This is a genomic window from Streptomyces marispadix (assembly GCF_022524345.1).
GTDB lineage: Bacteria > Actinomycetota > Actinomycetes > Streptomycetales > Streptomycetaceae > Streptomyces > Streptomyces marispadix.
Window position 1 is genome coordinate 4,076,315 of the sequence record NZ_JAKWJU010000002.1, and the last position, 12,953, is coordinate 4,089,267.

Below are 12,953 nucleotides of genomic sequence, written 5' to 3' on the forward strand. Positions count from 1 at the left end.
GTTTGGCAGAATATTGAGAGCCTGCGACCGGAGACGTTTCCGCAGGTCGGAGCGGTGTGGGAGGGGATGCCCAGAGGGATGCGATCCGCCACCGGCGGTCCGGCCTCGGTGCCATCGCCGGATGTGGGCCGCTGCCTCCCGGGCGCGTGGGCGCCCCCCGCCGTAACGAGCCGTACGGCCCTGTGCGCACCATGTTTCCGGCACGGCGAACCCGGCCAGACGCGTAACAGCCGCGCTGCTGCGGCGCGTACGGACGGGCGCGGTAACGGTACGGCGGGCAGGTCCGCGTGGAGAGAGCGATGTGAAGGGGGCCGCGTGAGCACACGCGTGACCGGGGGAGAGGCCGGACCGGGACCGGGCGAGGCTGATCCCCTCGGTGAGCCCTCCGCCGCCACCGGCGCCGAAAGGACCACCGGCACCGGCGCCGAAACGACCGCCGGTACCGCTGCCACCGCGGCCCCCTCCCGCCACTCGTCCTCCCGCCACTCGTCCTCCCGCCTCTCGCCCTCGCGCTCCGCGTCCCTGCGCGGCGCGCTCCCCCCGGCCGCCGACTGCCGCGTCGCCCTGCGCCGTACGCCCGTCTCCGTATGGAACGACGACGTCACCGACTGGGCCGCCGCCCTCACCTACTACGCGGTGCTCGCGATCTTCCCCGCGCTGCTCGTCACCGTCTCGGCCGTGGGTCTCGCCGGTACGGGCGCCACTCGGGAACTGATCGCCCGCGCCACCACCGTTCTGCCCGCCCAGTCCGGCGAGTTGATGGCGGGCGTACTGAAGGACATGGCAGCGCAGAGCACCGCCGCGTGGCTTCTCGCCGTGTTCGGTACGGCCGGATCGCTCTGGTCCGCTTCCAGCTACCTCAGCGTCTTCCGCCGCGCGCTGCACGCCATGCACGGCGTCGAGGACCACCGTCCCGTGTGGCGGACCATTCCCCGGATCGTGCTGACCGCGACGGCTCTGCTCGCGCTTCTCGTCTCCAGCGTCTTCGTACTCGTGCTCAGCGGCGAGGTGGCCCACGCGGCCGGTGGCCTGCTCGGCATGGGCCGCTTCGCCGCGGGCGCCTGGGACACCATGAAGTGGCCGCTACTGCTGGGCCTGGTGGCCGTACTCGTGCTGGTCGTCTTCCGTACCGGCCCGGCGGAGACGCGCGGCGTGCGCAGGCGCGCGCCGGGCGGTGCGCTGGCGGTGGTGCTGTGGCTCGCGGCGTCGCTGGGCTTCGCGCTCTACGCCTCGCACGTGGGCACGTATCACCGGCTGTACGGGTCGCTCGCGGGCATCGTCGTCTTCCTGGTCTGGCTGTGGATGTCGAATCTGGCGCTGCTCGTGGGCGCGCAGTTCAACGCCGAACTCGCCAAGCTCCGCCGTGGGAAGGTCAGTTGAGCCGCCGAGCCCAGCCGCGACCGCTCAGGGGTCTCAGCGGAGCGCGACCGCTCCGACCGCCTCGTCCACGGGAGTCTCGCCGCCGATCAGTTCGAGCGTCAGGCCCGCCGTGCCCGGAGCGTGCAGGAGCGCACCGAGCACCGCCGCCACATCGTCGCGCGTCACATCCGCGCGTCCCGTCCGCTCGCCGAGCCGGACCCTGCCCGTACCGGGGTCGTTCGTCAGCCGTCCTGGCCGCAGCACCGTCCAGTCGAGGTCGTCGCGCGCCCTCACGGCATCGTCCGCGGCCCCCTTCGCGCGCTGATACGCGGCGAAGACCGGGTCGGTGCCCGGCGGCGGCTCGGTCAGCCCGGCGTCGGCGCCCATCGACGAGACGATGATGTAGCGCCTTACGCCTGCCTCCCTCGCCGCGTCCGCGAACAGCACGGCCGCCGCGCGGTCCACCGTCTCCTTGCGCTCCGCACCGCTGCCAGGCCCCGCACCGGCGGCGAAGACGACCGCGTCAGCGCCCTCCAGATGGGCGGCGACCTCCTGCACGGACGCCGACTCAAGGTCGCAGACCAGCGGTTCCGCGCCTGCGGCCCGCAGATCGTCGGCCTGCTCCGGCTTGCGGATGATGCCTGCCGCCTCGTCCCCGCGCTCGGCGAGCAGCCGCTCCAGCCTCAGCGCGATCTGACCGTGTCCACCAGCGATGACTGTGCGCATGCTTCGACCGTACGTCACGGCCGCGCAGCCCGCGCCGCCGCCCTGAGCCGCCGTCAGCCCTGAAACGGTGTCGGTCCTGAAGGCGCCGTCGGCCCTGCGGCGCCGTCGGTCCTACGAATCGTCAGCCCTGCGACTGCCGGGGCAGATCGAACTCCGACGTGCCCGTGAAGTCGCAGAACTCCCGCACCGCGCTGGTACGTGCGACCACGCGCCCCCGGTGCACGACCACACGGCTGTACGCGAGCGATAGCGCCCCCGCCAGTTCCGTACCGCGTACCGCGAGCAGCTCCGCCGGGAACCCCGCCTCCACGCGCACCTCGGGCAGCCCCATCGTCGTACGCGCCCTCGCGCAGACCGCGTCGTACGCGGCCTCCGGACTCGCCTCGCCGTGCGACGCCAGCAGATATGCGGCCTCCAGCGGATCGCCCCTGCCGACCGTGTTGGCGGCGTCCCGCAGCGCACCGCTTCCGGCCGCCACCGTGACACCGGCCGCCCTCAGCAGCCGTACCGGCGCGACAGTCGAAACCGCGGTCTGCGAAGTGCGCTCCAGCACACCGCAGTTGCCCTGCGGCAGACATACGACCGTGACACCCGCGGCGGCCAGCCGCTCGGCCGTACGCACCGCCGCCTTGTGCGGGAGCCTCGCCAGCCCCGCGCACGGCCCGATCGCGACCCCGGGGCGCAGCCCGCCCGCGGCGGCGGCCAGCCTGGACAGCCGGGCCGGGTCGCCGCCGTCGGTGTGCAGATCTACGGGGCAGCCGTGTTCTGCCGCGACCTCCAGTACGGCGTCGACGTAGCCGCCCGGGTCCGGGTCCAGGTCGGGGCAGCCGCCGATGACGGAGGCGCCCATCTTCACCGCGTCGCGCAGCATCGACAGCCCGTCGGCGCCCGCGACCCCGGTCAGCAGCCGCGGCACGGCCACGGTGCTCAGCTCCACGAGGCCGCGCAGCGCCCGGCGTGCCTGAAGCACGGCCTCCAGCGAGCGCAGCCCGGCGACGTCGCCGATGTGCACATGGGTACGGGTGGCGGTGGCGCCCAGCCCGAGCTGCATCAGCGCGGCCTCGGTCGTACGGCGCTGGACGTCCTCGGGGCCGCTGCGGGGCGGCCCGGCCGAGACGGGCGAGACGGCCGTCAGCGCGGTGTCGTAGTGGGTGTGCACCTCGGCCGGTGCCGGAAGCAGCAGATAGCCGGCGAGGTCGACGCGTGAGGCGCCCGACGGCTGCGGTCCCCGCGCGAGGCTTCCGGCGGTCCCGACCGCCTCGATACGGCCGCCGCCGAGACGTACGTCGACGGTCCGGCCGTCGGCCAGACGGGCGCCGCACAGCATGAGGGCGCGGGGGCTTGAACCGTCGCCTGCCGTTTCGCCGGGGTCGCCTGTGGAGCCGCCGCCCGCAGGACCTCCGGCCGAGCCTCCTGCCGGACCGCCGCCCGCGGGGCCGTTCGCCGGACCTCCTGCCGGGCCGCCCGCGCCGCCGCTCCGCTCGTCGCTCGTGTCGGATTCGTCACGGGAGCGGTCGCCGTCCACCGGCCCCTCTGACTGGCTGTCGGCCATCGCACTCCCCACATCGGCGGATGATCATGATCACGCAGCGTGAGTAGAGAGTAGGGCGCCCGCAGGGCACCGGCGAGGAAGAGGCGAATAGTCGTACTGACGTGGTGCGAGGGGGCGTTGGGGCATTCGGTGACGCCGGATGAGACCCTGGAGTCAGGCCCTGTGAGCGGTGCCGGACGGGCGCGATACGGATTTCACCTTTGGCTGTCAGGCGTGTAATGTCTTCACCGCTCGCCCCAATAGCTCAGTCGGCAGAGCGTCTCCATGGTAAGGAGAAGGTCAACGGTTCGATTCCGTTTTGGGGCTCTGATGTGTGAGATCTCCCGTCGGGAGATGGGAGTCCGCGCATCGTGGCGGTGTAGCTCAGTCGGTAGAGCAAGCGGCTCATAATCGCTGTGTCACCGGTTCAAGTCCGGTCACCGCTACTTCACCGAATGTAGCCGATTGTGGGGTCGGTCCTTCGATCGGCTACTCTTCCTGCGTTCTGGCCCATCTGTCCGTCAAGGAGCACTCACGTGGCTGCCACAGACGTCCGCCCGAAGATCACGCTGGCCTGCGTGGAGTGCAAGGAGCGGAACTACATCACCAAGAAGAACCGGCGCAACAACCCGGACCGTCTTGAGATGAAGAAGCACTGCCCGCGCTGCAACGCGCACACGGCGCACCGCGAGACGCGCTGACTCAGGCCCTTCTACGAGGCCGTCCCCACACAGCGGGGGCGGCCTCGTGTCGTTGGCCCCCGGTCGCGGCGCCCGCGACTCCGGCATGCGCGGCCCCCGGGCTACCGGAGTCCCGAAGCCCCCAAGTCCCGGAACCCTGAGGCCGCTTCGCCGCCGTGAGAAGGCCGACGGTCCCCGACGGTCCCCGCACCAACACCGTTCAGGAGGTGTCCGCGCCCATGGCGCTCGACCAGTCCTTCGTCGGGCGGAGCTATCCGCCCACCACCCCCTACGAGGTGGGCCGCGAGAAGATCCGGGAGTTCGCCGAGGCCATCGGTGACGCCAATCCGGCCTACACGGACCGCGAGGCGGCCGAAGCCCTCGGCCACCCCGATGTGATCGCGCCGCCGACCTTCGTCTTCGCCATCACCTTCCGCGCGGCCCGCCAGGTCACCGAGGACCCCGAACTGGGCCTGGACTACAGCCGCGTGGTGCACGGGGACCAGAAGTTCGCCTACACCCGTCCCGTACGAGCGGGCGACCGGCTCACCGTCTCCTCCACCATCGAGTCCGTCAGGTCGATGGCGGGCAACGACATCCTCGACGTACGGGGCGAGGTCCACGACGAGTCGGGCGAGCACGTCGTGACCGCCCACACCAAGCTGGTCGCCCGCGGGCCCGAGGCCGAGGAGGCGGGAGCCTGATGGCCGCGAAGATCGCATACGCCGATGTAGAGATCGGCGCCGAACTGCCCGCGTGCACCTTCCCCGTCGACCGTGAGCGGCTCGTGCGCTACGCGGGCGCCTCCGGGGACTTCAACCCCATTCACTGGAACGAGCGATTCGCCAAGGAGGTCGGACTGCCGGACGTCATCGCGCACGGCATGTTCACCATGGCCGAGGCGATCCGCGTCGTCACCGACTGGACGGGCGACCCGGCGGCGGTCGTCGAGTACGGCGTGCGCTTCACCAGGCCCGTCGTGGTGCCCGACGACGACAAGGGCGCGGCGATCGAGGTGACCGGCAAGGTCGCGGCCAAGCTCGACGACGAGGCCCGTACGGTCCGGGTGGACCTGACCGTGATGAGCGCGGGCCAGAAGGTCCTCGGCATGTCCCGCGCCGTGGTGAAGCTGGCCTGACCGACTCTGCGGTCCCGGCGTGCACAAGGCCGATTGCCGTGCGCCGCGTTCGAGGCGTACGAGAGGCGTGGGCCACGGCCGTGGGCGCCGGGGCCGCGCCGCTCTCGTACGCTTGAGCGCGTGCAGGAACTCCTTGACGCCCCACTCGCGCCGCTGACCACCTTCCGGCTCGGCGGCCCGGCCGCCCGGCTGCGTACCGCGACGACCGACGACGAGGTCGTCGAAGCCGTACGCGAGGCAGACGCCCAGGGCACCCGGCTGCTGATCGTCGGCGGCGGCAGCAACCTCGTCATCGCGGACGAGGGCTTCCCCGGCACCGCGTTGCGCATCGCCACGACCGGCGTCGAACTCTCGGGCACACGCCTGGAGTTGGCGGCCGGGGAGAACTGGTCGGACGCCGTCGCCCGCACCGTCGAGGCAGGACTCGCGGGCATCGAATGCCTTGCCGGAATCCCCGGCTCCGCCGGCGCGACGCCCATTCAGAACGTCGGTGCGTACGGGCAGGAGGTCTCCTCGACCATCACCGAGGTCGTCGCCTACGACCGCCGCACCGACGAGACCGTCGTCATCCCGAACTCCGAGTGCGGCTTCGCCTACCGCCACAGCCGCTTCAAGGCCGACCCGTCGCGCTTCGTCGTACTGCGGGTCCGTTTCGAACTGGAGGACGCGGGCGGCCTGTCGGCACCGCTCAAGTACGCCGAGACCGCTCGCGTGCTCGGCGTCGAGCCCGGCGACCGCGTATCGGCGCAGACCGCACGCGAGACCGTTCTCAAGCTCCGTGCGGGCAAGGGCATGGTGCTCGACCCGGAGGACCACGACACATGGTCGGCGGGGTCCTTCTTCACCAACCCAGTCCTGGACGAGCACGAGTTCGAGACGTTCACCGAACGGGTCGCCGAGCGACTGGGCGCCGATGTCGCGGCGCCCGCCTTCCCGGCTGGCGAGGGGCGTACGAAGACCTCCGCGGCCTGGCTCATCGATCGCGCGGGTTTCGCCAAGGGCTACGGCACGGGCCGGGCCCGCATCTCCACGAAGCACACCCTCGCGCTCACCAACCGCGGGGACGCCACGACGGCGGATCTGCTGGCGCTGGCCCGTGAGGTACGGGACGGGGTGCGCGAGGCGTTCGGCGTCACCCTCGTCAACGAGCCGGTGACCGTGGGCTGTTCGCTGTAGTGACCGCGTCCGGGAGCAGTCGGGGGGCGACGAGGCTCGGCGCTCCCCGCTGTGCGTCGATGCGCCGACGGCGACCGTCTCGCCGGGCCCCGCTCAGGACGCGACCCCGACGCCCTTCCTCACCGTCGCCGGATCATCCACCATCGCCAGGATCGCCGCCGCCAGATCGGCCCTCGGTACGGAGTGGCCGCGCCGCACGTTGGCGCCGATCGCCCGCCGGTACGTGCCCTTCGGCGGCTCGTCCGTCAGCTTGGGCGGGCGCACGACGGTCCAGTCGGCATCGCTCGCCCGTATCGCGTCCTCCATCACCGCCAGGTCCTCGTACACCCGGCGCAGTGCCCGGCGTACCAGCGGCACCACCACCGTGCGGAACAGCAGCGTCTCGCCCTCCCCCCACGCCACCACCGGGGCCGCGCTCACCCCTATGTAGCGGCGCACCCCGGCCTCTTCCATCGCGGAGAGGACGGCGCGGGTGCCGCGGGAGGCGATGCCGGCGCTCTTGTTGCCGGGCGCGCCCAGCGCGGAGAGCACCGCGTCCCGGCCCGCGACCGCGGGCACCAGCGACTCCGGGTCCGTGACGTCGGCCGTGACGACCTCCAGGCGGGCGGACGCCTCACCGTCCGGTACGGGCAGTCGTGCAGGGTTCCGTACCACTGCGGTGACCTCGTGCCCGGCGTCCAGCGCCTGCCGTACGAGCTGGCGGCCTGTGCCGCCGGTGGCGCCGAAGACCGTGAAGCGCATCGGGCTCGCCTTCCTTCGGAAATGGTGGGTGAGTGTTCACTCACCATGGTGCCACTAAGGTGAGTGAATGCCCACCTCCCGATCGCGGCCGGCCCGTTCGACCCGGGAGCGCATCCTCGACGCCGCCGAGGAACGGATGCGCACCATCGGCCTCGCCAGAGCCACCACGAAGGAGATCGCCCGAGTCGCCGGCTGCTCGGAGGCCGCGCTCTACAAGCACTTCTCCGGCAAGGAGGAGATCTTCGTCGACGTACTGAAGGAACGGCTGCCGCCGCTCAGCCCGCTCCTCGACGAACTCAACGCCGGCCGCAGGGGCGACGGAGCCCCTGACGCCCCCACCGTCGAGCAGAACCTCACCGAGATCGCCCTGCGCGCGGCCCGCTTCTACGAGCAGAGCTTCCCCGTCGCCGCGTCGCTCTTCGCCGAGCCGAAGCTGCTGCGCCGCCACGACGAGGCGATGCGCAGCCTCGGCACCGGGCCGCACAAGCCGCTGGAGGCGCTCGCCGACTATCTGCGCGCCGAGCGTGAGGCGGGGCGCATCCACGCCGGTGCCGACCCGGAGGCCGCCGCAGCGCTGCTGCTCGGTGCGTGCAGCCAGCGCGCGATCCTGCTGAGCATCGGAGGAGGGGCCGATGATGCGCAGCCGCTGGAGGACTTCGCGGCGGGCGTCGTCAACACGCTGCTGACCGGAATCGCCCCGGAGGGACGCACAGGCCCGGAAAGCGGCTCAGCCACGGAAGGCGGCACGGCCCCGGACTGAGCGCACCTCCGGACTGGCAAGCCCCTGACGGAACGAGCCCCTGACTGAACGAGCCCCTGACTGAACGAGCCCCGAACGAAGTACGGAAGTACCGGCCGTACCCAGGCGCCTAGTCCAGCCAGTCGTCGATACCGGACAGCACCTTCTCCCTCACGCCCTCCGGCATCGACGCCCCACGCACCGACTGCCGTGCCAGCTCGGCCAGTTCGGCGTCCGTGAAGCCGTGCGCCTCCCGCGCGATCGCGTACTGGGCGGCCAGCCGCGAACCGAAGAGCAGGGGATCGTCGGCGCCGAGGGCCATCGGCACGCCCGCGTCCCAGAGCGTGCGCAGCGGTACGTCCTCCGGCTTGTCGTACACGCCCAGCGCCACGTTGGACGCCGGGCAGACCTCGCAGGTGACGTTCCGTTCCGCGAGCCGTGCGAGGAGTGCGGGGTCCTCGGCCGCCCGTACGCCGTGCCCCACGCGGGACGCGTGCAGGTCGTCCAGGCAGTCGCGCACGCTGCCCGGCCCGGTCAGCTCGCCGCCGTGCGGCGCCGCGAGCAGCCCTCCGTTACGGGCGATGGTGAACGCACGGTCGAAGTCACGGGCGAATCCCCGGCGTTCGTCGTTGGACAGCCCGAAGCCGACGATGCCGCGGTCCCGGAAGCGGACGGCCAGCCGCGCGAGCGTACGGGCGTCGAGGGGGTGCTTCATCCGGTTCGCCGCGACGATCAGCCGCATTCCCAGACCGGTCTCACGGGCTGCGTCGTCCACCGCGTCCAGGATGATCTCCAGCGCCGGGATCAGGCCGCCCAGCCGCGGTGCGTACGACGTGGGGTCCACCTGGATCTCCAGCCAGTGCGAACCGTCCCTCACGTCCTCCTCGGCCGCCTCCAGCACCAGACGCCGGATGTCCTCGGGCTCGCGCAGGCAGGAGCGTGCGATGTCGTAGAGACGCTGGAAGCGGAACCAGCCGCGCTCGTCCGTCGCCCGCAGCTTGGGCGGCTCGCCGCCGCTGAGCGCCGCCGGAAGGTGCACGCCGTACTTGTCGGCGAGTTCCAGCAGCGTGGACGGACGCATCGAACCCGTGAAGTGCAGATGCAGATGGGCCTTGGGCAGGGTGCGCAGATCTCGGACAGCCATCCACAGATTTTGCCGCAACTGCCCCGCGGGCCGATAGCCGCTTCTCCCTGAAACGAGCGCTTGCCCGAACACGAGGACGGTCCCCCGGTACGTACACCGGAGGACCGTCCTCGACTACGAGCGGTGGGCGGGGGAGGCGGGGAGGCCCAACTCCGCGGAGCGGAGCGCCCGTTCGCGGCGGACGGGCTGTCGCGCGCCCCGGCGCGAACCGCCCTCCCAGGCGGCGTTCTCCCTCAGCCGTGCGCCTCGCCCAGCAGCTTCTGCATACGTGAGACTCCCTCAGCGAGGTCCTCGTCCCCGAGCGCGTAGGACAGCCGCAGATAGCCGGGGGTGCCGAAGGCCTCGCCCGGCACGACAGCGACCTCCGCCTCCTCCAGGATCAGCTCGGCCAGTTCGACGCTCGTGCCCGGACGCCTGCCGCGGATCTCCTTGCCCAGCAGGCCCTTCACGGAGGGGTACGCGTAGAACGCGCCCTCGGGCTCGGGGCAGACGACGCCCTCGATCTCGTTGAGCATCCGCACGATGGTGCGCCGCCGCCGGTCGAAGGCGGCCCGCATCTCCGCGACCGCGTCCAGGCTGCCGGAGACCGCCGCGACGGCGGCGACCTGCGCCACGTTGCTGACGTTCGAAGTGGCGTGCGACTGAAGGTTCGTGGCCGCCTTCACGACGTCCTTCGGGCCTACGATCCAGCCCACGCGCCAGCCGGTCATCGCGTACGTCTTGGCCACGCCGTTGACGACCACGCACTTGTCGCGCAGCTCGGGCACGACGACAGGCAGCGACGTGAACGCCGCGTCGCCGTACACGAGGTGCTCGTAGATCTCGTCGGTCAGCACCCACAGTCCGTGCTCGACGGCCCACTTGCCGACCGCCTCGACCTGCGCCCTCGGATAGACGGCACCGGTCGGGTTGGAGGGGGAGACGAAGACGACCATCTTCGTGCGCTCCGTGCGCGCGGCCTCCAACTGCTCGACGCTCACGCGGTAGCCGGTCGTCTCATCGGCGACGACGGGCACCGGCACGCCGCCCGCGAGCCTGATCGACTCCGGGTACGTCGTCCAGTACGGAGCCGGGACGATGACCTCGTCGCCCGGGTCGAGGACCGCGGCGAAGGACTCGTAGATGGCCTGCTTGCCGCCGTTGGTGACCAGCACCTGGGCGGGCTCGATCTCGTAACCGGAGTCGCGCAGCGTCTTCTCGGCGATGGCGGCCTTCAGTTCGGGCAGGCCGCCGGCCGGCGTGTACCGGTGGTTCCTCGTGTCACGGCATGCCTCAGCCGCCGCGTCGACGATGTAGTCCGGCGTAGGGAAGTCCGGTTCGCCCGCGCCGAAACCGATCACCGGACGCCCGGCGGCCTTGAGTGCCTTGGCCTTGGCGTCGACGGCGAGCGTCGCGGACTCGGAGATCGACCCGACACGGGCCGACACACGTCGTTCGGTGGGTGACTGGGCTGGTGGCGTTGCAGCGCTCATACAGGCATGTTCCCAGACGGCCCCGCGCACGGGCACCGGGGATCGGCCGGGGCCCGCCGTTACGTGTTCGACGCCCGCCCGCGGACCACGTACACTCACACGTCGTTGATCCCCCGGCCCGCGACCGGCACGCACACCAAGCAGTCGTTCCGATGGGGTAAGTTGGGGAATCACAAAGGGTCGTAGCTCAATTGGAAGAGCACTGGTCTCCAAAACCAGCGGTTGGGGGTTCGAGTCCCTCCGGCCCTGCTCCACACACCGTCCAAGCGGCGTGTGAGTGCTTGCGTACGTACTGAAATGCACCGCTGTGCGGCCGGGCCGGACGCCGCATGGCAACGACCCGGATCAGGTGAGGACGAGTGACGGAGATCACGGATACCACCCAGGTCCCAGAGCCCGGCGGGTCGTCGGAGGGCAAGCCACGACGTGGGGGCAAGCGCGCCAAGAGGGGCCCCTTGGGCCGACTCGGGCTTTTCTACCGGCAGATCGTCGCCGAGCTGCGCAAGGTCGTCTGGCCGACCCGGCATCAACTGTCGACCTACACCACCGTGGTGATCGTCTTCGTCGCCATCATGATCGGCCTCGTGACCGTGATCGACTACGGGTTCACCCAGGCCATCAAGTACGTTTTCGGCTGAGCCCGCGAAGGCATCGCCCGCGGCGCTTCCCGTATGTTCGAACCCATGAAGCCAGGAAGAAGCAGCCACCGTGTCTGATCCGAACCTGAACGATGCCGTCGAGCCCGGCGAGGGCGACGACACCGCACGCGACATCGTCGAGGCTGCGGACGACAGCGCGGAGCAGGAGCAGGCCGACGCCGGTGGCCCGGCCCAGGCGCTCAGTGCCGAGGGGGACGTCGCCGAGCCCGCCGAAGAGGCCGCCGTCCACGAGGAGTCGGACGACGAGACGGCAGAGGACGCCGAGGCCGCCGCGCAGGACGACGGCGAAGAAGGCGAAGTGGAAGAAGCCGAGCCGGAGGCCGAGGACCCGGTCGCGGCCCTCCGCGAGGAACTGCGCTTCCTCCCCGGCGAGTGGTACGTGATCCACACCTACGCGGGCTATGAGAACCGCGTGAAGACGAACCTCGAACAGCGCGCCGTCTCCCTCAACGTCGAGGACTTCATCTTCCAGGCCGAGGTGCCGCAGGAAGAGGTCGTCCAGATCAAGAACGGCGACCGCCGCACCGTCCGGCAGAACAAGCTCCCGGGCTACGTCCTCGTACGCATGGACCTCACCAACGAGTCCTGGGGCGTCGTCCGCAACACCCCGGGCGTCACGGGCTTCGTCGGCAACGCCTACGACCCGTACCCGCTGACCCTCGACGAGATCGTCAAGATGCTCGCTCCGGAGGCCGAGGAGAAGGCCGCCAAGGCCGCGGTCGCCGAGGAGGAGGGCAAGCCCGCGGGCGGCCCGGGACGCAAGGTCGAGGTCCAGGTGCTGGACTTCGAGGTCGGCGACTCGGTCACCGTCACCGACGGCCCGTTCGCCACCCTCCAGGCGACGATCAACGAGATCAACGCCGACTCCAAGAAGGTCAAGGGCCTCGTCGAGATCTTCGGCCGGGAGACCCCGGTCGAGCTGAGCTTCGACCAGATCCAGAAGAACTGAGCCTTCCCGCCCGGCTTCCGGCAGCTCGTCGCACCTCGCAGGTGGCGTGAGCTGCCGGTTTCAGTGCGCACCTCGGTACGGGCTATCGTGGTGCGGTATGCCTTCATCCGCGCGGCGGGTGGAGGACGAATCACCTCTCACTAAGGACCCGGAGAGAGCATGCCTCCCAAGAAGAAGAAGGTCGCGGGGCTGATCAAGCTCCAGATCCAGGCCGGTGCCGCCAACCCGGCACCGCCGGTCGGCCCGGCGCTGGGTCAGCACGGCGTCAACATCATGGAGTTCTGCAAGGCCTACAACGCGGCGACCGAGTCGCAGCGCGGCTGGGTCATCCCGGTGGAGATCACGGTCTACGAGGACCGCTCCTTCGACTTCATCACCAAGACGCCGCCGGCGTCGAAGATGATCCTGAAGGCCGCCGGCGTGGACAAGGGCTCCGGCACCCCGCACACCACCAAGGTCGCGAAGATCACCCGCGACCAGGTGCGCGAGATCGCCACCACGAAGATGCCCGACCTCAACGCCAACGACCTGGACCAGGCCGAGAAGATCATCGCCGGCACCGCCCGTTCCATGGGCGTCACCGTCGAAGGCTGAACGGTCCGCACCCCGTGGAAGGGCCCGCGCAGGCCCGTACCACGA

The 12,953-nt window shown here is 70.9% G+C and carries 14 protein-coding genes and 3 tRNA genes; 12 read left to right on the top strand and 5 right to left on the bottom strand.

What is annotated here, in order from left to right; translation table 11 throughout:
• The first annotated feature begins 315 nt into the window (after positions 1–315).
• Complete coding sequence (locus tag MMA15_RS17070) at positions 316–1,380, top strand: YihY/virulence factor BrkB family protein (RefSeq protein ID WP_308290554.1); 1,065 nt, start codon at positions 316–318, stop codon at positions 1,378–1,380.
• Positions 1,381–1,413: 33 nt separating this feature from the next.
• Here the strand turns inward: MMA15_RS17070 and MMA15_RS17075 are convergent, their stop codons facing one another.
• Both MMA15_RS17075 and MMA15_RS17080 read right to left on the bottom strand, forming a co-directional pair.
• On the bottom strand, positions 1,414–2,085 hold the full coding sequence (locus tag MMA15_RS17075; protein ID WP_241060807.1) for an NAD(P)H-binding protein: 672 nt from the start codon (positions 2,083–2,085) through the stop codon (positions 1,414–1,416).
• Between the two features lie 121 nt (positions 2,086–2,206).
• Entirely contained in the window at positions 2,207–3,637 is a 1,431-nt protein-coding gene (locus MMA15_RS17080; RefSeq protein WP_241060808.1) for an amidohydrolase family protein, read from the bottom strand.
• Positions 3,638–3,870: 233 nt separating this feature from the next.
• On the opposite strand from MMA15_RS17080, the gene MMA15_RS17085 reads away from it, so the two are divergent.
• From MMA15_RS17085 to MMA15_RS17110, 6 genes are all read left to right on the top strand, one after another.
• Positions 3,871–3,943 (top strand) — tRNA-Thr (locus MMA15_RS17085).
• Positions 3,944–3,989: 46 nt separating this feature from the next.
• Positions 3,990–4,062: transfer RNA gene (locus MMA15_RS17090), tRNA-Met, on the top strand.
• Positions 4,063–4,152: 90 nt separating this feature from the next.
• On the top strand, positions 4,153–4,317 hold the full coding sequence (rpmG, locus tag MMA15_RS17095; protein WP_003948671.1) for a 50S ribosomal protein L33: 165 nt from the start codon (positions 4,153–4,155) through the stop codon (positions 4,315–4,317).
• A gap of 218 nt (positions 4,318–4,535) precedes the next feature.
• Positions 4,536–5,000, top strand: a complete 465-nt coding sequence (locus tag MMA15_RS17100; RefSeq protein WP_241063251.1) for a MaoC family dehydratase N-terminal domain-containing protein — start codon at positions 4,536–4,538, stop codon at positions 4,998–5,000.
• Positions 5,000–5,434 carry a MaoC family dehydratase gene (locus MMA15_RS17105; protein ID WP_241060810.1) on the top strand — a complete coding sequence of 145 codons (435 nt, stop codon included), beginning with the start codon at positions 5,000–5,002 and terminating at the stop codon, positions 5,432–5,434. The genes MMA15_RS17100 and MMA15_RS17105 overlap by 1 nt, the downstream gene beginning before the upstream one ends.
• A gap of 120 nt (positions 5,435–5,554) precedes the next feature.
• Positions 5,555–6,610, top strand: a complete 1,056-nt coding sequence (locus tag MMA15_RS17110) for a UDP-N-acetylmuramate dehydrogenase (protein WP_241060812.1) — start codon at positions 5,555–5,557, stop codon at positions 6,608–6,610.
• A 93-nt stretch (positions 6,611–6,703) separates the two neighbouring features.
• Here the strand turns inward: MMA15_RS17110 and MMA15_RS17115 are convergent, their stop codons facing one another.
• Positions 6,704–7,351: an NAD(P)-dependent oxidoreductase gene (locus MMA15_RS17115; RefSeq protein WP_241060814.1), complete on the bottom strand. Its 648-nt coding sequence runs from the start codon at positions 7,349–7,351 to the stop codon at positions 6,704–6,706.
• A gap of 67 nt (positions 7,352–7,418) precedes the next feature.
• Here MMA15_RS17115 and MMA15_RS17120 point away from each other — a divergent pair, with 67 nt between their 5' ends.
• The gene (locus MMA15_RS17120) at positions 7,419–8,111 is read left to right on the top strand and encodes a TetR/AcrR family transcriptional regulator (RefSeq protein WP_241060816.1); all 693 of its coding nucleotides are present in this window, start codon (positions 7,419–7,421) and stop codon (positions 8,109–8,111) included.
• Positions 8,112–8,220: 109 nt separating this feature from the next.
• Here the strand turns inward: MMA15_RS17120 and MMA15_RS17125 are convergent, their stop codons facing one another.
• Together MMA15_RS17125 and MMA15_RS17130 are read right to left on the bottom strand one after the other, a co-directional pair.
• Positions 8,221–9,234, bottom strand: coding sequence for an adenosine deaminase (locus tag MMA15_RS17125; protein ID WP_241060817.1), 1,014 nt, complete (start codon positions 9,232–9,234; stop codon positions 8,221–8,223).
• Positions 9,235–9,467: 233 nt separating this feature from the next.
• Positions 9,468–10,706 carry a pyridoxal phosphate-dependent aminotransferase gene (locus tag MMA15_RS17130; protein ID WP_241060818.1) on the bottom strand — a complete coding sequence of 413 codons (1,239 nt, stop codon included), beginning with the start codon at positions 10,704–10,706 and terminating at the stop codon, positions 9,468–9,470.
• A 176-nt stretch (positions 10,707–10,882) separates the two neighbouring features.
• On the opposite strand from MMA15_RS17130, the gene MMA15_RS17135 reads away from it, so the two are divergent.
• The 4 genes from MMA15_RS17135 (at position 10,883) to rplK (ending at position 12,908) form a co-directional block, all read left to right on the top strand.
• A tRNA-Trp gene (locus tag MMA15_RS17135) sits at positions 10,883–10,955 on the top strand.
• A 110-nt stretch (positions 10,956–11,065) separates the two neighbouring features.
• Positions 11,066–11,344: a preprotein translocase subunit SecE gene (gene secE, locus MMA15_RS17140; protein ID WP_372498261.1), complete on the top strand. Its 279-nt coding sequence runs from the start codon at positions 11,066–11,068 to the stop codon at positions 11,342–11,344.
• Between the two features lie 70 nt (positions 11,345–11,414).
• A complete protein-coding gene (gene nusG, locus MMA15_RS17145; RefSeq protein ID WP_241060819.1) occupies positions 11,415–12,314 on the top strand; it encodes a transcription termination/antitermination protein NusG in 900 nt (299 codons plus the stop codon).
• Positions 12,315–12,473: 159 nt separating this feature from the next.
• On the top strand, positions 12,474–12,908 hold the full coding sequence (gene rplK / locus MMA15_RS17150) for a 50S ribosomal protein L11 (protein WP_241060820.1): 435 nt from the start codon (positions 12,474–12,476) through the stop codon (positions 12,906–12,908).
• The last annotated feature ends 45 nt before the right edge of the window (positions 12,909–12,953 follow it).